General features: G+C 71.6%; 13 protein-coding genes. 9 read left to right on the top strand and 4 right to left on the bottom strand.

Features of this window, described 5'->3' with window-relative positions:
* Positions 1–55 precede the first annotated feature (55 nt).
* Positions 56–2,830, bottom strand: a complete 2,775-nt coding sequence (locus PV679_RS18070; protein ID WP_416069744.1) for a lysylphosphatidylglycerol synthase transmembrane domain-containing protein — start codon at positions 2,828–2,830, stop codon at positions 56–58.
* Between the two features lie 194 nt (positions 2,831–3,024).
* Here PV679_RS18070 and PV679_RS18075 point away from each other — a divergent pair, with 194 nt between their 5' ends.
* The 5 genes from PV679_RS18075 (at position 3,025) to nudC (ending at position 13,209) form a co-directional block, all read left to right on the top strand.
* A complete protein-coding gene (locus PV679_RS18075) occupies positions 3,025–3,414 on the top strand; it encodes an MGMT family protein (RefSeq protein WP_319681322.1) in 390 nt (129 codons plus the stop codon).
* A gap of 215 nt (positions 3,415–3,629) precedes the next feature.
* Positions 3,630–6,983, top strand: coding sequence for an ATP-dependent DNA helicase (locus PV679_RS18080; protein ID WP_319681323.1), 3,354 nt, complete (start codon positions 3,630–3,632; stop codon positions 6,981–6,983).
* A gap of 104 nt (positions 6,984–7,087) precedes the next feature.
* Positions 7,088–10,807 (top strand): UvrD-helicase domain-containing protein, encoded by a 3,720-nt coding sequence (locus PV679_RS18085; protein ID WP_319681324.1) that lies wholly within the window; start codon positions 7,088–7,090, stop codon positions 10,805–10,807.
* A 10-nt stretch (positions 10,808–10,817) separates the two neighbouring features.
* Positions 10,818–12,212, top strand: a complete 1,395-nt coding sequence (locus PV679_RS18090) for a dipeptidase (RefSeq protein ID WP_319681325.1) — start codon at positions 10,818–10,820, stop codon at positions 12,210–12,212.
* Positions 12,213–12,264: 52 nt separating this feature from the next.
* Positions 12,265–13,209 (top strand): NAD(+) diphosphatase, encoded by a 945-nt coding sequence (gene nudC / locus PV679_RS18095; protein WP_319681326.1) that lies wholly within the window; start codon positions 12,265–12,267, stop codon positions 13,207–13,209.
* 240 nt (positions 13,210–13,449) lie between these two features.
* Here nudC and PV679_RS18100 read toward each other — a convergent pair whose 3' ends face one another.
* A complete protein-coding gene (locus tag PV679_RS18100; RefSeq protein WP_319681327.1) occupies positions 13,450–14,262 on the bottom strand; it encodes a phosphotransferase in 813 nt (270 codons plus the stop codon).
* Positions 14,263–14,359: 97 nt separating this feature from the next.
* On the bottom strand, positions 14,360–14,602 hold the full coding sequence (locus tag PV679_RS18105; protein ID WP_319681328.1) for a mycoredoxin: 243 nt from the start codon (positions 14,600–14,602) through the stop codon (positions 14,360–14,362).
* Positions 14,603–14,884: 282 nt separating this feature from the next.
* Between PV679_RS18105 and PV679_RS18110 the strand changes: the two genes are divergently transcribed.
* The 4 genes from PV679_RS18110 to PV679_RS18125 all read left to right on the top strand — a co-directional run bounded on the left by PV679_RS18110 (position 14,885) and on the right by PV679_RS18125 (position 18,459).
* Positions 14,885–17,107, top strand: a complete 2,223-nt coding sequence (locus tag PV679_RS18110; RefSeq protein ID WP_319681329.1) for an ATP-dependent DNA helicase UvrD2 — start codon at positions 14,885–14,887, stop codon at positions 17,105–17,107.
* A 167-nt stretch (positions 17,108–17,274) separates the two neighbouring features.
* Entirely contained in the window at positions 17,275–17,598 is a 324-nt protein-coding gene (locus PV679_RS18115; RefSeq protein ID WP_319681330.1) for a hypothetical protein, read from the top strand.
* 172 nt (positions 17,599–17,770) lie between these two features.
* Positions 17,771–18,139, top strand: coding sequence for a WhiB family transcriptional regulator (locus tag PV679_RS18120; RefSeq protein ID WP_319681331.1), 369 nt, complete (start codon positions 17,771–17,773; stop codon positions 18,137–18,139).
* The gene (locus PV679_RS18125) at positions 18,136–18,459 is read left to right on the top strand and encodes a hypothetical protein (RefSeq protein ID WP_319681332.1); all 324 of its coding nucleotides are present in this window, start codon (positions 18,136–18,138) and stop codon (positions 18,457–18,459) included. The genes PV679_RS18120 and PV679_RS18125 overlap by 4 nt, the downstream gene beginning before the upstream one ends.
* Positions 18,460–18,563: 104 nt before the next feature.
* Here PV679_RS18125 and PV679_RS18130 read toward each other — a convergent pair whose 3' ends face one another.
* Complete coding sequence (locus PV679_RS18130; protein WP_319681333.1) at positions 18,564–19,949, bottom strand: AarF/ABC1/UbiB kinase family protein; 1,386 nt, start codon at positions 19,947–19,949, stop codon at positions 18,564–18,566.
* Positions 19,950–19,984 lie beyond the last annotated feature (35 nt).

The raw sequence follows: 19,984 nt of genomic DNA on the forward strand, positions 1-19,984 counted from the left end.
GCCGGAGCGGTGCCGGGCGCCGGAGCGCGAGCCGGTGCGAGGCGCGGGAGCGGCCCTACAGCGCTCCCTTACGGGTGAGATGGCCGAAGCACAGCCAGCCGGGCAGCACCGGCAGCCACAGCGTCAGCAGCCGGTACAGCAGCACGGCGGGCGCGGCCACCTCCTTCGGCAGCCCCACCGCGATCAGACCCAGTGTCAGCGCGCCCTCGACCGCGCCCACACCGCCCGGTGTCGGCGCCGCCGAGCCCAGCGCGTTGCCGGCGAGGAAGACCACCGCGATGCTCGCGTAGCTGAGCTGCTGGTTACCGTTGTCGAAGGCCCGGATCGACGCGTCCAGACACATCACGAACACGCCCGTGAGCAGCAGCATCCCGCCGATGCCGGTGAGCAGCTTCAGCGGTCGCTGCAGTACGTCCAGCATGCGCGGCACCACTCCGGCGAACAGCGAGCGCAGCCGGGTCACCACGAATTTGCGCAGGAACGGGATCGCGGTCACCACCAGCACCAGCACGGCCACCGTCAGCAGACCGGCGATCACCGTCCTGGACGGCGTGAGCGACGCCGTCTTCTCCGTACCGGTGAGATAGCCGAAGGAGAGCAGCAGCAGGATGTGCGCGCCGAGCCCGAAGAGCTGTGACGCGCCCACGCTGGCCACGGCGAGTCCGGGCCGTACTCCCGCGCGCTGGAGGAAGCGGGTGTTCAGCGCCACACCGCCGACCGCCGCCGGTGCGACGATCTTCACAAAGGATCCGGCGACCTGTGCGACGACGGTCCGCAGGAACGGCACCCGCTCCGGCACGAAGCCCAGCAGGCTCATCGCCGCCGCGACATAGCTGAGGGCCGAGAACGCCACGGCCGCCGCCACCCAGCCCCAGTGCGCCTGGGCGATGACCGTGTTGAAGTCGAGCTGGGTGAACTGGGTGAGCAGGAAGTAGGCGGCGACAGCCCCGGCGATGAAGCTGATGAGCGTACGCGGCTTGATCCGTTCGAGCCGGACCGGCTCAACCGGCGCCAGCGGCCTGATCAGCAGCACCTGCCGGCGCATCTGGGAGAGCAGGTCCTCCTCGCGCGCCTCGTCGAGCGCGTCGTCTATCGCCCGCTTTTCCGCCTGCTTCTCCGCGCGCAGGGACTTCCGGACGGCCTTGCGGTCGCCGTCGGCGGCGGCCGCCTCCGCCACCTTGGCGCGCTTGTTCGTCTCGGACGCCGCGAGCACCGCCTCCCGCTCGCGCTGCGACCGCTCACGGGCGAGCCGGCGCAGGGTCGCGCGGGTGGAGCGGCTCAGCGCGATCGGCTGGAGCAACGGCAGACAGTCGGCGACGGCGTCCGGGCCGAGGACCTCGACGGCCGCCGCGACCGACCGCTCCGCGCCGACGCGCAGCCCCATCGTGGTGAGGAGCTGGGCGGTGTCCATACGCAGGACGAGATCGCCCGCCGCGATCTCGCCGCCGCGCAGCTCCGTGAGGATCACCCGGCCGGAACGGTCCACCAGGAGGGCGTCACCGGTGAGTCTGCGATGGGCGATACGCCGTGACTGGAGCGCCTTCACCTGGCGCCAGGCACCGCGTACCAGCTCGTCGGAGATCTCCGAGTCGGCCAGCGAGTCGAGCGTCCGGCCGCCGAGGTGCTCGTAGACGAGCATGACGGCGTCGGGACCCAGCTCCGAGGTGGCGATGAGCTTGGGCGCGTTGGCCCCGGCGGCGATGGCCGCGTACGCGAGCAGCGCTTCCTGTTCGAGGGCCTGGCGCAGCGACGGGATGGATCTGCGGGTGGTGATGGAGCGCAGCGCGAGCTGCCGCCACACCCGGTAGAAGAAGCCCTGGGCCTGCTGTTCGCGGTCGACGACGGTGACGTCGAGCGGCGGGCCGTCCTCCAGGGAGACCAGATAGCGGCGGCCCCGGTCTCCCTGCTCGGAGGAGTCGGCCACGTCCTCCGCGCGCATGGCACTGACCGGGCGGAAACCGACCCGGCGCAGACCCGCCATCAGATTCTGGCCGGTGGGCCGGACATTGGGCGAGCCGACCGCGTACAGCGTGCCGTAGGCGACGGTCCAGCCGATCAGCACGGTGAGGATGATCGAGAACGGTGTGGTGTAGCCGGCGACCAGCATCGCGAAGGCGTCGAGCAGCAGCACCACCCAGAGCACTACGCGCCATCTCGGTCTGCGGGCCATTCCCACCGCCGTCATATAGGCGATGACGGGCGCGAGATAGCCGTGTACGGGATCGGTGAGCCCGGCGCCGAGCTGTGGCCGGGTCAGTGCGTCCTGGATGGAGCCGGGCGCGGACCTGGCGACCCAGAGATCGGTGGCGAGGGTCACGCCATGGGCGAGCACGGCCGCGAGCACGCCGTCCGCGATCCGCAGTCCGTCGCGTTTGATCAGCCGCTCGATCGCGAAGGCGACCGGGACGAGCAGCACGGCGATGCTGGACACCAGTCCGGCCAGCTTGACCATCAGGTCCGGAGCCTGTCCGGTGCCCTTGCTGATGTCCTGTTCGAGGCCCGAGGTGGTGCCGTGGGCGAAGGCGGAGAGGCCGAGGACGAGCGCGATGGCCAGGACGCCGATGAGGACGCGCAGCAGATCGGCGGGCCGGTGGACGCGGGCCGGGAGCAGCGGCTCGTCGCCGGAGACCCGGTCGGCCCGGGTCGCGCCGCCGGCGCACGGTTCCTCCTCAGGGCCGGGCCCGCCGCCGGGAGCGGGCTCCGTGTCCGGTTCTTCGTCCGGCCGTGGGCCGGTGTCCGGGCGCGCCTCAGCGCCAGAGGTGCTCGCCGCCGCGGGAGGCCGCGCGGCCTGCTCCTCTGCCGAGTGCGCTTCTTCTTGATCTCGTATCACCAGTCACCGCCCGGATGATGGTGGCACGAGCGGACGACAGAGGGGGGCATCAGGGTGCATTGCGGGGGCACGGGGCGTGCGAGATACGTCCCTTTGTGTGCGTACGTACACAGGGTGACCGGGCGAACGCGTACCGATACGCGGGATCGGCGGTGCTGTCGGTGCTGTCGGTGGGCTGCGGCAGGATGGACGGGATGAGAAGTGAGGAGCCGGACACGGACGCGCGGGCGGAGGCTTCGCGGCTGCCCGAGTACGCGGAGCGGGTGCTCGATGTCGCCGATCTGATTCCGCCGGGCCGTGTGATGACGTACGGCGATGTCGCCGAGTGGCTCGGCGACGGCGGGCCGCGACAGGTGGGCCGGGCCATGGCGCTCTACGGAGGTCCCGTGCCGTGGTGGCGTGTGGTCCGTGCCGACGGAGTGCTGCTGCCGGGACACGAGCTGCGGGCCCTGGACCACTATCGCGAGGAGGGCACGCCGCTGCGGGAGGCGCCGCGCGGTGCGGAGGGCCATCTGCCGCGGCTCGACATGAGGCGGGCGCGCTGGGACGGCGGCGGGGACACGGGCGATTCGGCTCACATATGACAGCTTCCGGCATCCGGCCGCGTCACGGGTGGTCCGATGACCGTACCGGCGGCCGGCCCGCGCACGGAGCGGCGTCCCGACGGCCGCGTGGCAGGGCCTCGGAGGCGGACGCCCGCCGTCTTCGCCGCCCGACGGCGTAGCGTCGTCGGCACGCGCCACGCGCGCCCCAGCCACCCGTGTCACCATCAGCGACCCCTCCAGGACCGGCGAACCACGTGAGCTCCTCCTTCTCCACCGGGCGTACCCCGCACCGCCGGGTACGGCAGCGGACCACGGGCGCGTACCGGCTGGTGCGTACACCTCCGGCGCCCGCGGACCCTCCTTGGCTGGACGCGGCCCAGCGCGCGGTGGTTGACCACAGGACCGGGCCGCTTCTCGTGCTGGCCGGGCCCGGCACGGGCAAGACCACGACGCTGGTGGAGTCGGTCGCCGAACGCGTCGCCCGGGGCACGGACCCGGAGCGGATCCTGGTCCTCACCTTCAGCCGCAAGGCCGCGGTGGAGCTGCGCGACCGGATGGCGGTCCGGCTCGGCGGCACCAGAGGGCCGCAGGCGACCACCTTCCACTCCTTCTGCTACGCGCTGATCCGCGCTCATCAGGAGGCCGATCTCTTCGCCGAACCGCTGCGGCTGCTCTCCGGGCCGGAACAGGACGTCGCCGTACGTGATCTCCTCGCGGGCCAGCTCGACCTGGAGCGCGAGGGACGGGCGGGCATCCGGTGGCCGGACGAGCTGCGGGCCTGTCTCACCACGCGCGGTTTCGCCGACGAGGTGCGGGCGGTACTCGCCCGCAGCCGTGAGCTGGGGCTCGGCCCCGACTCACTGGCCGCGTTCGCGGCGCGTACCGGCCGTCCCGACTGGTCGGCCGCCGCTTCCTTCCTCGCCGAGTATCTGGATGTCCTGGACATGCAGGGAGTGCTCGACTACGCGGAGCTGGTCCACCGGGCGGTGCTGCTCGCCGGACGCCCGGAGGTCGCGAAGCGGCTGACGGAGCGGTACGACGCGGTGTTCGTCGACGAATACCAGGACACCGACCCGGCGCAGGTGCGGCTGTTGCGGGCACTGGCAGGCGACGGACGCACCCTGGTCGCCCTCGGCGACCCGGACCAGTCGATCTATGCCTTCCGTGGCGCTGATGTGAACGGCATCCTCGACTTCCCGTACGCCTTCCCGCGGGCCGACGGCCGGCCCGCCCCGGTGGCGGTCCTCGCCACCGCGCGCCGCTCGGGCGACCGGCTCCTGGCGGCGACCCGGCTGCTGACCCGCCGGATGCCGCTGACCAGGCTGCCGGCCGAGAAGGTACGGGCCCACCGGGAGCCGGCGGCGGTGCGCGAAGGAGGCCGGGTCGAGACCTACACGTATCCGACGCCGTCGACGGAGCTCGACAACATCGCGGACATCCTGCGCCGCGCCCATCTTGAGGACGGCGTTCCCTGGTCCGAGATGGCGGTCCTGGTGCGCGCGGGAGGCCGCACTATACCTTCCATCCGGCGCGCGCTGACCTCGGCGGGCGTCCCTCTGGAGATCGACGGCGACGATCTCCCGCTCCGCCACGAACCGGCCGTCTCGCCGCTGCTGACCGCACTCCGGTCGGTGGCCACGGCGGCGGCCCGCCCACCGGCCCGGCCCGCCGGAGGCGACCCGGAGGCGACCGCGTCCGCCGAGGCTCCGGCCGGCGGCCGTCCCGCGCCGTCCGGCTGGCTCGACACCGAGACCGCGCTCACGCTTCTCACCTCGCCTCTCGGCGGTATGGACGCGGCGGATCTGCGGCGGCTCGGACGGGCGCTGCGGGACGAGGAGCGGGCCGGCGGAAACCGGCTGCCGGCCGCGTCCGACACACTGCTCGCGCGGGCGCTCGCCGAGCCCGAGCGGCTTGTCGCGCACGATCCCGCGTACGCCCGTGGCGCCCAGCGGCTCGGCGCGCTGCTGCGCAAGGCGCGCGAGCTGCTCGAAGGCGGCGCCACCGCCCAGGAGGCCCTGTGGGAGCTGTGGGACGGCACACCGTGGCCGGCGCGGCTCGAACGGTCCGCTCTGCGCGGCGGCGCGGCCGGCCGGAACGCCGACCGCGATCTCGACGCCGTGTGCGCGCTGTTCGACGCCGCCGCCCGCGCCGAGGAGCGCACCGGCGGCCGGGGCGCGCTGAACTTCCTGGAGGAACTCGACGCCCAGGACATCGCCGCCGACACTCTCAGCCGCAGGGCCGTACGTCCGGACGCGGTACGTCTGATGACGGCGCACCGTTCGAAGGGCCTGGAGTGGCGGCTCGTGGTCGTCGCGGGCGTCCAGGAGGGCCTCTGGCCCGATCTGAGGCGCCGGGGCTCCCTCCTGGAGGCGGACAGGATCGGCCGTGACGGCCTCGCCGAGCCTCTGACTCCCGGCGCCCTTCTCACCGAGGAGCGCAGGCTCTTCTATGTCGCCGCGACCCGGGCCCGGGACCGCCTGGTCGTCACCGCCGTCAAGGCCCCGGCCGACGACGGCGACCAGCCGTCCCGCTTCCTCGCCGAACTGGGCGTCGAGCCGAGAGATGTCACCGGCCGGCCGCGCCGTCCGCTCGCCGTGGCCGCGCTCGTCGCGGAACTGCGCGCCACCACCGTCGACCCGGAGGCGAGTCCGGCCCTGCGCGACGCCGCCGCCCGCCGCCTCGCCCGGCTCGCGGCACTCGGTGACGAGGACGGCCAGCCGCTCGTCCCGTCCGCGCACCCGCACCGCTGGTGGGGCCTGTACGAACCGACCGCCGGCGCGGTCCCGCTGCGCGACCGGGACCAGCCCGTCGCGCTCTCCGGCAGCGCGCTGGAACAGCTCGCCAACACCTGCGCGCTCCAGTGGTTCCTCGGCCGCGAGGTGAAGGCGGACGCACCGGCCACCGCCGCCCAGGGCTTCGGCAACGTCGTGCATGTCCTGGCCGACGAGGTGGCCTCCGGCCGTACACCCGCCGATCTCGCCGTGCTCATGGCACGCCTGGACTCCGTGTGGGACGCGCTCGCCTTCGACGCGCCGTGGAAGTCCCAGCAGGAGAAGGAGCACGCGCGCGTCGCGCTCGAACGCTTCCTCCGCTGGCATGTGACGGACCGCGGCGGCCGCACGACCGCCGCCACCGAGCACGAATTCGACGTCACTCTGGAAGCCGGTGCCTACCAGGTAAGGATCCGGGGCTCCATGGACCGTGTCGAACAGGACGCGCGGGGCCGCGCCTACGTCGTCGACTTCAAGACCGGAAAGCACGCTCCCACCAAGGACGAGGTCGCTCACCATCCGCAGCTCGCCGTCTATCAGCTCGCGGTGCGCGAGGGCGCGCTGGACGAGGTCTTCGACGGCCGCCGCGCGGAGCCGGGCGGCGCCGAGCTCGTACAGCTCCGCCAGCCGGCGCCGAAGAGGGAGGGCGGCGACGAACTCCCGAAGGTCCAGGCCCAGGAGCCGCTCGCCGGTGAGTGGGTCGGTGATCTGCTCGCCACCGCCGCCGGACGCGTGCTCGACGAACGCTTCACGCCCACGACGGGACAGCACTGCGCGAACTGCTCCTTCCGCGCGTCCTGCAGCGCACAGCCGGAGGGCCGGCAGATCGTCGAGTGAGCGCCTCGGCGATCGAGCGGCTCGTGGTCCGGGCGGCTCGTGCCGGCGGCCGCCGCGAGCCCCTCGGCCCGGCGTTGTCAGTGTGTGCGGATAGCCTCTCCGAGGTGTCCGCACACCTCACCGATCCCGAGCAGCTCAAGGAGCTCCTCGGCATCCCCTTCACTCCGGAGCAGACGGCTTGCATCATCGCGCCGCCGGCGCCGCAGGTCATCGTGGCCGGAGCCGGTTCGGGGAAGACGACGGTGATGGCCGCCCGAGTGGTGTGGCTGGTGGGCACCGGACAGGTCGCTCCCGAGCAGGTCCTCGGTCTCACGTTCACCAACAAGGCGGCGGGCGAGCTGGCCGAGCGCGTCCGCAAGGCACTTGTCCGGGCCGGTGTCACCGACCCGGACGCCATCGACCCGGACCACCCTCCCGGCGAGCCCCGCATTTCCACGTATCACGCCTTCGCGGGCCGGCTGCTCACCGACCACGGTCTGCGGATAGGACTCGAACCAACCACCCGGCTGCTTGCCGACGCCACCCGCTTCCAGCTCGCCGCCCGGGTGCTGCGGGAGGCGCCGGGGCCGTATCCCGCACTGACCAAGACGCTCCCGGCGCTGGTCAGCGATCTGCTCGCGCTCGACGCCGAGCTGGCCGAGCATCTTGTGGGGCCCGGTCGCCTCCGCGCGTACGACACCGAGCTGACGGCCACGCTGGAGAGCGCCACGCTCAGCAACGCCGAGCTGCGCAAGGTGCCCGAGACCGCCGGGGCCCGCCGGGAACTGCTCGATCTTGTCGGCCGCTACCGCGAGGCCAAGCGCGCCCGCGATCTCCTCGACTTCGGCGACCAGATCGCTCTCTCCGCCGAACTGGCCCGCACCCGCCCCGAGGTCGGCGTCCTTCTCCGGGACGAATTCCGGGTCGTGCTGCTCGACGAGTACCAGGACACCTCGGTCGCCCAGCGTCTCCTGCTCTCCGGTCTCTTCGGCGGCGGCACGGGACACGCGGTGACGGCGGTCGGCGACCCCTGCCAGGCGATCTACGGCTGGCGCGGCGCCTCCGTCGCCAACCTCGACGACTTCCCCGAGCATTTCCCGTACGCGGACGGACGGCCCGCCGGCCGCTTCTCCCTCAGTGAGAACCGCCGCAGCGGCGGCCGGCTCCTCGACCTCGCCAACGGCCTCGCCGCACCACTGCGCGCCATGCACGAGGGCGTCGAGGCGCTCCGTCCCGCGCCCGGCGCCGAACGCGACGGCGGTGTCCGCTGCGCACTCCTCCGTACGCACACGGAGGAGATCGATTGGCTCGCCGACTCGATCGCGCACCTCGTGCGCACGGGCAAGGAACCGGGCGAGATCGCCGTACTGTGCCGCACCGCCGGAGACTTCCCGGAGATCCAGGGCGCGCTCGTCGCCCGCGATGTGCCGGTCGAGGTCGTCGGCCTGTCCGGACTGCTCCATCTCCCGGAGGTCGCCGACCTCGTCGCGATGTGCGAGGTCCTCCAGGACCCCGGCGCCAACGCCTCGCTCGTACGGCTCCTCACCGGACCCCGCTGGCGTATCGGCCCGCGCGACCTGGCGCTGCTGGGCCGCCGGGCCCGGCTGCTGGTCCACCGGGGCACGGGACCGGACGGAGACGACGACCCGGACGCCCGGCTGGCGGCGGCCGTCGAGGGCACCGACCCCGCCGAGGTGATCTCGCTCGCGGACGCGCTGGACACCTTCCTGGAGTCCGCCGGTGCCCCGGACGACGGACTGCCCTTCTCCGCCGCCGCCAGAGTCCGCTTCGCCCGGCTCGCCACCGAACTGCGCGAGCTGCGCCGGTCGCTCGCCGACCCGTTGATGGACGTCCTGCACCGCGTCCTGGCCACCACCGGCCTTGAGGTCGAACTCTCCGCGTCGCCGCACGCCCTGGCCGCCCGGCGCCGGGAGACACTGAGCAACTTCCTCGACATCGCCGCCTCCTTCGCGGCCCTCGACGGCGAGGCCGGCCTGCTGGCCTTCCTGGCGTTTCTGCGTACGGCGGCGCAGTACGAGAAGGGTCTGGACAACGCGCTGCCGGGCGGCGAGAACACCGTGAAGGTGCTCACGGCCCACAAGTCCAAAGGGCTGGAGTGGGACGTGGTCGCCGTCCCGGGCCTGGTCACCGGGCAGTTTCCGAACAGCAGGGCGCGCGAGGCATGGACGTCCCAGCCGAAGGTCCTTCCGTACGCGCTGCGCGGTGACGCGCCGACGCTTCCGGGCGTCGAGTCCTGGGACGCCAAGGGCCTGAAGTCCTTCAAGGAGGCCATGAAGGACCATCAGCACACGGAGGAACTGCGCCTCGGCTATGTCACCTTCACCCGTCCGCGCTCGCTGCTGCTGGGATCGGGCCACTGGTGGGGCCCCACCCAGAAGCGTCCCCGTGGCCCGTCGGACTTCCTGCACGCTCTGTACGAACACTGCGCGGCGGGCTTCGGTGAGATCGAGGCATGGGCCGACGAGCCGGCGGAGAACGAGGAGAATCCGGCCTTCGAGGCGGCAGCCGAGCCGCGCGCGTGGCCGCTTCCTCTGGACCCCGAGTCCCTCGCCCGCCGCCGGGAGGCCGCGGACACGGTCCTGGCCCACCTGGACGGACTGCGGTCGGGAGACGGCGAGGAAGCGCCGCCGGACGGCCAGGACGACCGCGACCAGCTCGATGACCAGGATCTTCCGGATGTCTGGGAGGACGGAGATCCCTGGGACGGACACGACGACTCGGCCGGCCCGGGTGCGCCGGAGATCTGGGACGACCCGTCAGAACCGGAAACCGAACCAGAACCAGACCTCGGCGAACCCGGCGACCCCGGCGACCTCGGCGACCTCGGCGACCTCGGCGACCTCGGCGACCCCGGCGAACCCGGCGAACCCGCTGAGGACGGACCCGGCGCCTGGGCGGACTCGCGGCCGCCGTCCGTACCGGCTCCCCGGGCTCCCGCCGATGCGGAGTCCCACCGGCTTCCGGTGGCCCGCGCCTCGGCGGCGGAGGCACCGGGAGAGCTTCCCGGGCCGCCGGCCCCGGCCCGTCTGACGCCCGAGGAGACCCGGGCCGTCGCCTCCTGGGACCGCGATCTCGACGCGCTGGCCGGTGAGCTGCGGCGAGCCCGCGCGGGCGTCCGGGAGGTCCCTGTGCCGCCCTCTCTCTCGGCCTCCCAGCTTCTGCGCCTCGCCGCCGACCCGGACGGTTTCGCCCAGGAGCTGGCCCGGCCCATGCCGCTGCCGCCACGGCCCGCCGCCCGCCGGGGCACCCGTTTCCATGCCTGGGTGGAGTCGAGATTCGAGGCGCTGCCGCTGCCGCTGCTCGGTCCCGACGAGCTGCCCGGCGGCGACGAGGACGAGCCGGAGATCGCGGACGAGCGCGATCTGGCCGCGCTCAAGGCCGCGTTCGAGCGCACTCCGTACGCCCACCGCACGCCGTACCGCGTGGAGGCGCCGTTCCATCTCACGCTCGCGGGCCGCCTGATCCGGGGCCGTATCGACGCCGTCTACCGCTCGCTGGACCCGGCGACCGATACGTACACGTACGAGATCGTCGACTGGAAGACCAGCCGGGCCCACACCGCCGATCCACTCCAGCTCGCCGTCTACCGCCTCGCCTGGGCCGAGCAGCGGGGCGTCCCGCTGACCGCCGTCACAGCGGCGTTCCTCTATGTGCGCGGCGGAGAGGTCGTCCGCCCGGAGACGCTCCCAGGCCGCCCCGAGCTGGAGCGCATCCTCAACGGCGATGCCGACGCCGACGGTGACGGCGGGAGCGGGAGCGGAGCCGCGTCGGCGGACGGGCGGTCCGGGGCACCGGCAGGCAAGACAACCCGCGGAGCCGGTTAGGCTCGACATCATGCACAACATCCCGGACAGCGTCGTCCGTACGTACCTCCAGACCCACCGCGCGGCCTTCCTCGACGACCTCGCCGACTGGTTGCGCATCCCCTCCATATCCGCTCAGCCCCACCACGACGCTGACGTGCGGCGCAGTGCCGACTGGCTTGCCGCGAAGCTCAAGGAGACCGGCTTCCCGGTCACCGAGATCTGGGACACACCGGGCGCTCCCGCCGTGTACGCGGAGTGGCGTTCCGAGGACCCGGAGGCGCCGACCGTCCTGGTCTACGGCCACCACGACGTCCAGCCGGCCGCCCGCGAGGACGGCTGGGACACCGACCCCTTCGAGCCGGTCGTGCGGGACGGCAGGATGTACGCGCGCGGCGCGGCGGACGACAAGGGACAGGTGTTCTTCCACACCCTCGGCGTACGGGCCCATCTCGCCGCCACCGGCCGCACCACACCGGCCGTCCACCTCAAGCTCCTGGTCGAGGGCGAGGAGGAGTCGGGTTCGCCGCACTTCCGCGCTCTGACCGAGCGGAACGCTGACCGGCTCGCCGCCGATGTCGTGATCGTCTCCGACACCGGTATGTGGTCGGAGAACACCCCGACCGTCTGCACCGGCATGCGCGGTCTCGCCGACTGCGAGATCGAGCTGTACGGCCCGGACCAGGACATCCACTCCGGTTCCTTCGGCGGAGCCGTCCCGAATCCCGCCACCGTCGCCGCCCGCCTTGTCGCGGCCCTGCACGACGAGCACGAGCGCGTCACCGTCCCCGGCTTCTACGACGGCGTCGTCGATCTCACCGACGCCGAGCGCGCTCTCCTCGCGGAGCTGCCCTTCGACGAGGAGGAGTGGCTGCGCACGGCCGCGTCCCACGCGACCCTCGGCGAGGCCGGTCACACCACTCTGGAGCGGATCTGGTCCCGTCCCACCGCCGAGGTCAACGGCATCGGAGGCGGCTATCAGGGCCCGGGCGGCAAGACGATCATTCCGTCCTCCGCCCGGCTGAAGCTCTCGTTCCGGCTGGTCGCCGGCCAGGACCCGGACCGTATCGAGAGGTCCGTGCGCGACTGGATCGAGGCCCGGCTGCCGGCCGGAATCCGCCACAAGATCAGCTTCGGCGCGGCCACCCGTCCCTGTCTGACTCCGCTGGACCATCCGGCGCTCCAGTCGGTCGTACGGGCCATGGGCCGTGCCTTCGGCCAGAAGATCCGGTTCACCCGCGAGGGCGGTTCGGGACCGGCCGCCGACCTCCAGGACGTGCTCGGCGCGCCGGTGCTCTTCCTGGGCATCTCCGTACCGTCCGACGGCTGGCACGCGCCGAACGAGAAGGTCGAGCTGGACCTGCTTCTCAAGGGCGCCGAGACCACCGCCTATCTGTGGGGGGACCTCGCCTCCACACTTCGCTGAACACTCCGCTGACCAGAAACCCAATCCACCCCGGGGGAGTTGGAAAGTACCTGTGAGCATCATCAGCGGTGACGCCACCGCACACCGGCCCATCGGTCTCACCGCGCACAGCGGTATCGACCGCGCGGCGCACCACCGTCTCGACGAGGCCTGGCTGGCGGCGGCCTGGAGCCATCCGACGACCCGGGTCTTCGTGGTCTCGGGCGGCCAGGTGCTGATCGACGACACCCCGGACGGCCGGACCGAGCTGGTCATGACCCCGTCCTTCGAGGCACCGGTCACCGAGACCCACCGCTATTTCCTCGGCTCGGACGAGGACGGTGTCCGCTACTTCGCGCTCCAGAAGGACGCGCTTCCCGGGCGCATCGACCAGTCGGCCCGGCCGGCCGGTCTGCGTGAGGCAGGGATGCTGCTGTCCGCGCGGGACGCCGGTCTGATGGTGCACGCCGTCGCGCTGGAGAACTGGCAGCGGCTGCACCGCTTCTGCTCGCGCTGCGGCGAGCGCACGGTGATCGCGGCGGCCGGCCACATCCGCCGCTGCCAGGCCTGCGGGGCCGAGCACTATCCGCGTACCGACCCGGCGGTGATCATGCTGGTCACCGACGAGGAGGACCGCGCGCTCCTCGGCCGTCAGGTGCACTGGCCCGAGGGCCGCTTCTCCACGCTCGCGGGCTTTGTGGAGCCGGGCGAGTCCATCGAACAGTCGGTGGCCCGCGAGGTCTTCGAGGAGGCGGGAATCACGGTCGGCGAGGTGGAGTACGTGGCGAGCCAGCCGTGGCCGTTCCCGTCGAGTCTGATGCTGGGCTTCATGGCCCGGGCGACCTCCTCGGAGATCATGGTGGACGGCGAGGAGATCGAGGAGGCGCGCTGGTTCTCCCGGCAGGACCTGCGGGCCGCGATCGAGTCGGGCGAGATCCTGCCGCCGGCCGGCATCTCGATCGCCGCGCGCCTGGTGGAGCTGTGGTACGGCAAGCCACTGCCGAAGCCGCTGAACTGAGCCATCCGCCGCGCGCGCCCGCGCGCACAGGAACGCACGACCGTGCCTCCGCCGGATTCAGCCCCCGGCGGGGGGCACGGTCACGAGGCGCTCCGGCCTTCAGACGCCGATCTTCTGCTTGACCTGGGCCGGCGAGGGGTTCGTGAGGGTGAGCGACAAGCCCAGGGCGCTTGGTGTGGTCCGTCTGTCGATGTGATCCCGGTAGCCCTCGGCAGGTGTGAGGGGGATCAGCCGAGCACATCAGTCCAGCAGCGCGACGGTGAACGTCTCGCGGTGGTCGGCCAGCCAGGTCCGCATGCGGTCCCAGCGTTCCCATCCGCCACGGTCGGCCAGCGCTTGGAGGTAGACAGGATCACCGTCAGCCACGCGGCGGGTGACGAAAGCCCGGCAGATCTCCGTGGCCTGTTCGATCACTCCGGGCAATTCGGCGCGCTCTCCCGCCGAGAGGCCGTAGCTGTCGGCGAGGATCCGCAGCCGTGCGGGCGTATCCAATGCGGCGGGATACAGGGCAGCCGCGGATACCGGATCAAGCATGGGTACCCAGTAGCGGGCGGCCATGGCGACGTCCCAGAGAGGACGGCCCGGAGCCGCCAGGTCGAAATCAATCAAGGCGGCGGCACGACCGTCGCGGAAGACGACGTTGTCCGGGCACATGTCGTTGTGGCACACCATCGTTCCTCCCTCCGGGTCGGCGAGGTCCTGGGGCCACTCGACGTCGGTGTCGACAGCGATGGTCGCGCCGGCCGCATGCAGGCGGCGGAGCAGGATCCCCACCGATTCGAGAGCGGTTGTCGTCAGCACCCAGGGCGGGAACGGTGGCAGAGCCACGTCGCCAGGAATGAAGGTCAACTGCTCACGACCGTCAGCGGTCAGACCCACGGGAGTCGGAGCCGCGTCGAAGCCGTGCTCTTTCAGCGCGAGGAGGTGGGAATGGAGGGCGTGTGCGTTGTGCGGTGCCGGGCGTTCCACCAACGCACCCCGGCGGAAGACCGCCCCCGCGTTCACCATGCCTCCGACCAGCGCCTCGCAGTCCGCCTCGTCCTCGGTCGTCATGTCGGTCACGCTACCGCCGAGCCGGCTCGTACAGGGTGGGCATACAAAACCCCCGATCCGGCGCCCGGCCGGTCGGGGGTTGTGTGCGTCAGGTGGGTCAGACGCCGATCTTCTGCTTGACCTGGGCCAGCGAGGGGTTCGTGAGCGTCGAGCCGTCAGCGAACAGAACCGTCGGCACTGTCTGGTTTCCGCCGTTCGCCTTCTCGACGAAGGCAGCCGAATCGGGGTCAAGCTCGATGTTGACCTCGGTGTACGCGATGCCTTCGCGGTCCATCTGGCCCTTGAGCCGACGGCAATATCCGCACCAGGTGGTGCTGTACATCGTCACAGTGCCCGGCATTCTCTCGCACTCCTCTGGCTCGCTGGACGCGCCGTCCTTCGTCCTCGTACGGCGGCGCATTCAGTCGAACGTACGCGGCCCTGCCGCCATTCCCACCGGCTGCCGTGTGCTTCCGCCGGGCTCACGGCCGGCTTCCGCCGGGCTCACGGCTGGCTTCCGCCTGGCTCCGGGCGCGCTCCTGACCGGCCTTGACCGGCTGTCGGGTCCGCATTCGTATGACTGGAGCGGCTCACCTGTGGACAGCGCCCGCGGCCGTCGCCGGGGACCTGGCAGCATGGCGGCGTGACAGCAGCAACGCACTCCCCACTGTTCCCGCGCGAATCAGAGACCGGCCAGTCCGACACCGGCCAGATCGTCGCTCCGCCGCGAGACGCCGACGCGGTGCTCGACGGGCTCGACCCCGAGCAGCGCGAGGTGGCGACGGCCCTGCACGGCCCGGTGTGTGTGCTGGCCGGGGCCGGCACGGGCAAGACGCGCGCCATCACGCACCGGATCGCGTACGGCGTGCGCGCCGGGATACTCCAGCCCGGCAGTGTGCTGGCCGTCACCTTCACCAACCGCGCCGCGGGCGAGATGCGCGGACGGCTGCGCCAGCTCGGCGCGGGCGGGGTCCAGGCGCGCACGTTCCACTCGGCGGCGCTGCGCCAGCTCCAGTTCTTCTGGCCGAAGGCGGTCGGCGGTGAGCTGCCGCGGCTGCTGGAGCGCAAGGTCCAGTTGGTCGCCGAGTCCGCGGCCCGCTGCGGGATCCGGCTCGACCGCAACGAACTGCGGGATGTCACCGGCGAGATCGAATGGGCCAAGGTCACCCAGACCGTGCCGGCCGACTATCCGGCCGCCGTCGCCAAGTCCGTCCGGGACGCTCCGCGCGATCCGGCCGAAATCGGCCAGATCTACGGGATGTACGAGCAGCTCAAGCGCGACCGCTCGGTGATCGACTTCGAGGACGTCCTGCTGCTCACGGTCGGCATCCTCCAGGACCGGCACGACATCGCCGACCAGATCCGCCGTCAGTACCAGCACTTCGTGGTGGACGAGTACCAGGACGTCAGCCCGCTCCAGCAGCGGCTGCTCGATCTGTGGCTCGGAGACCGGGAGAGCCTCTGTGTCGTCGGCGACGCCAGCCAGACGATCTACTCCTTCACCGGCGCGACACCGGACCATCTGCTGAACTTCCGCACCAGGCATCCGGGCGCCACCGTGGTGAAGCTGGTCCGCGACTACCGCTCCACTCCGCAGGTCGTCCATCTGGCCAACGGCCTGCTCAACCAGGCGCGCGGCCGGGCCGCCGAGCACCGGCTGGAGCTGATCTCGCAGCGCGCTCCGGGCCCGGAGCCGGTCCACACGGAGTACGCGGACGAGCCCGCGGAGGCCGAGGGCACCGCCCGCCGGATCCGCGATCTGATCGCCGCCGGCGTCCCGGCCGGCGAGATCGCCGTGCTGTACCGGATCAACGCCCAGTCGGAGGTCTACGAACAGGCCCTCGCCGACGCGGGAGTGCCGTACCAACTGCGCGGCGCCGAGCGGTTCTTCGAGCGCCAGGAGGTACGGGAAGCGGGCGCCGCGCTCCGGGGCGCCGCCCGCTTCGGCGGCAATGACTCGCTGCTCGACGATGTCGTGGAACTGCCCTCGCAGGTGCGTGCCGTTCTCTCCACCAAGGGCTGGACGACGGAACCTCCGACGGGCTCGGGCGCGGTCCGGGACCGCTGGGAGTCCCTGGCCGCTCTTGTCCGGCTCGCGGAGGACTTCGTCCGCGCCAAACCGACGGCGACGCTCGCGGATCTGGTGGCCGAGCTGGACGAGCGCGCGGCCGCGCAGCACGCGCCGACCGTGCAGGGCGTCACGCTCGCCTCGCTGCACGCGGCGAAGGGCCTGGAGTGGGACGCGGTGTTCCTGGTCGGTCTCACCGAGGGGATGATGCCGATCACCTACGCCAAGACGGATGAGCAGGTCGAGGAGGAGCGCCGGCTTCTCTATGTCGGTGTCACCAGGGCGCGGTTCCATCTCTCCTTCTCGTGGGCGCTCTCCCGCTCACCCGGAGGCCGGGCCTCCCGGCGGCCCACTCGCTTTCTGAACGGGCTGCGGACGGGCTCCACGGCCCCGGCGGCCCGGGGCGCGGGGGCGGGAGCGGGCGGCTCCGTCGAGCGCGGCGGCGCCGCCCGGCGCACACGGCGGGGGCCCGTTCTGTGCCGGGTGTGCCGCAAGACCCTCACCGACGCCGGTGAAATGAAGCTGATGCGCTGTGAGGACTGCCCTTCCGACATGGACGAGGCGCTCTACCAGCGGCTGCTCGACTGGCGCGCCGACCAGGCCGAACAGCTCAGCCAGCCGGCCTGGTGCGTGTTCACCGACAAGACGCTGATGGCGATCGCCGAGGCCGCGCCGGGCAGCGCCGGCGAACTGGCCGGGATCTCCGGCGTCGGCAGCCGCAAGCTCGGTCGTTTCGGAGCCGATGTGCTGGCCATTTGCGCAGGCGAGGAGGGTGCGGGAGGCGCGGGTGACGACTGATTCGAACTCGTCGGAAAAATAGTTTGCGCACGCCCCGCGAATCCCCATAGGTTCTTAACCACGGGAACAACGGCTTCTCCGAAGCACTGTCCCCGTGCTCTACTTATCCGAATACACGTGACTGGCCCTCGGGCCGGTCCTTGAGACGCCGAGAGGAGGCGATTCCAGTGATCAGCATCAACAAGAGCTTCATCAGCACCGCCAAAATGACCGATCTCTCGGTCGTCTCCGTCTGCTCGCTCGGCTTCTCCGGTTCCGAACTCATTGCCACCGGTCTGTCCGGCGCCTTTGCCGTGCGTCCCGCAGGCCCGGCGATCCTGCCCGTCCGGGAGCGCAATGAGCGACCGACCAAGGCACTGGAAGCGGGAGTAGCGGCGGCAGAGGCCCAGGCCTATGCCTTCGCGGCGGCCAGTGCCGATGCGATGAAGCAGACGCAGCACCACACGATGTGGGCCTTCCGTGGGCTCGAACCCTGGAGTGATCCAGCCTGATCGAGAATCAGGCCGGCGCCTTCAGGGCCGCGGAACCCCACCCGGGATCCGCGGCCCTTCTGTTTGTCCCGAACGGGACGGCCGGAGCGAAGGGGCCTCGGGACAAGTAACACCCGGTACCAGCCGACACCCGGCCAACAGGCCGGACCGACCAGACGAGGAACGACACCCCGTGCAACTCGAAGCGCACGCCCCGTCCGTACCGCTTTCCCCAACGATCCCCCCGCCCGGTCTCACGGAGGACTCCACCTTGACCCCGCTCACCACGCTCACCGCGCTCGACGACGCCATCGAGAACCTCGGCGTACCCGTCCCCTGCCGTGCCTACGACCCGGAGGTCTTCTTCGCCGAGTCCCCGGCGGACGTCGAGTACGCCAAGTCGCTCTGCCGTACCTGCCCGCTGGTCGAGGCATGCCTCGCCGGGGCCAAGGAGCGGCGCGAGCCGTGGGGTGTCTGGGGTGGCGAGCTCTTCGTTCAGGGCGTGGTCGTCGCCCGCAAGCGGCCGCGTGGCCGCCCGCGCAAGAACCCGGTCGCGGCATGAACGCCGCCGGAACAATCGACCGTCCCTTTACGCACGATCCCCAGAAGCAGGCTCCGATGACCTCTTCCACGAGCGAGCCGTCCGGCTCCGCCACCCCTGCCGTCACCACGAAGGGCGCGAACGACTCGCGCCAGAACAGGACCCGCGAGATGCAACTCATCCCAGAAGCCCTGGCACGCGCGCATATGGACGAACGAATGCGTGAAGCCGACGCGGAACGCCAGGCCGTGCGCCTGGTCGCCGCTCGGCGGATGCAGCGGCGTGCCGAGCGCGTGTCGATGCGCGCCCGCCGCGCGCTGGCCATGGCGGTCATGCAGTAGGCAGCACCGTTGGGTGTCGGTGCGCCAAGCAGTCAGTCGCCAAGCGGATAGTCATTGAGCGGGGGCCGGTCCCGAGGGACCGGCCCCCGCCGTCGTATCCGGTATCAGGCGCCCGCCTCGGCGGTGGCCTCCTCGTCGTCCGCTTCCGGCAGGAACCCGGGCAGCCAGTCCTCCAGCTCGTCCCGGAGCCGGACCGTCGCGTTGAGCTGGCAGAGCACGCCGATGGTGCTCAGCGTGACCCGGTGGATGAGCAGATACGACGGCGGCAGATTCAACTGCTTGCCCAACTGGTGGGCGGGGGAGCGGGGGTCGGCGATCCGCGCCGCCTGATTGCGTATCCAGCTCCGGGTGAAGGTGAACTCCTCCACTGCCGCCGGCTCGATGATCGGCAGCAGATAGTCCAGCACCGCGTCCGGGTCGAGATCGATGGACTCCTTGACGAATCCCTCCTCGCGCAGCAGGTCGTACACCGCCTCCGCGTCGCTTTCCAGCGTCATCCGCAGCGCTTCACCGATGGTGCCGGGCAGTCCGCCCGGCAGCCGGTCCACCGTCCCGAAGTCCAGTACGCCGAGCCGGAATTCGCCTTCTTCGCCGTCCTCGCCGGCTGCTGCTGCCGGCGGCAGCAGCCGGAAATTTCCCGGGTGCGGGTCCGCGTGCAGCAGACCCGTACGCGCCGGGCCCGAGAAAAGGAAGCGGGCCAGTAGCTGACCTGCCCGGTCCCGCTGCTCGGGCGTGCCGTCGTTGATCACCTCGGCCAGCGGTATCCCGTCGATCCACTCGGTCACCAGCACCTGGTCGCCCTGGTGCACCACATCCGGCACCACCACATCCGGGTCGTCCGCGAACTCCGCCGCGTGTTCCCGCTGGGATTCGGCCTCCAGCGCGTAGTCCAGTTCCTCCGACACCCGGTCGCGCAGCTCGGTGATCAGCGGCTTGATGTCCATCCCCGGGATCAGCGGCCCCAGCAGCCTGGCGAACCGGCTGAGCTGCACCAGATCGGACAGCAGCGCCTCTCCGGCGCCCGGGTACTGGATCTTGACAGCGACCTCGCGTCCGTCGTGCCACACCGCCCGGTGCACTTGGCCGATCGACGCGGCGGCCGAGGGTTTGTCCTCGAATTCCAGGAACAGCTCACGCCACTCCTCGCCCAGCCGCTCACTCAGTACCGCGTGAACCGTGCCGGTCGGCAGGGGCGGCGCCGCTTCCTGGAGCTTGGTGAGCGCGGCCCGGTAGGGTCCGGCGATCTCCTCCGGCAGCGCCGACTCGAAGACGGACAGTGCCTGTCCGAACTTCATCGCGCCGCCCTTGAGCTCGCCGAGCACCTTGAAGAGCTGATCAGCCGTGCGTTGCTGAAGCTCCCGGGTGACGATCTCCGCGGACTTCCCGCCGATCCGCTTGCCCAGGCCCCAGGTGGCCCGTCCGGCGAAGCCCAGCGGCAGCGCGGCCAGCTTCGCGGTTCGGGTGACCGCCTTCCGGGGAAGATCAGACATTAAGCCCCTCCTAATCCCAGACAGCCATGCCGCGT

Origin of the sequence: Streptomyces sp. AK02-01A, from assembly GCF_033795305.1 — a bacterium.
Classification (GTDB): Bacteria; Actinomycetota; Actinomycetes; order Streptomycetales; family Streptomycetaceae; genus Streptomyces.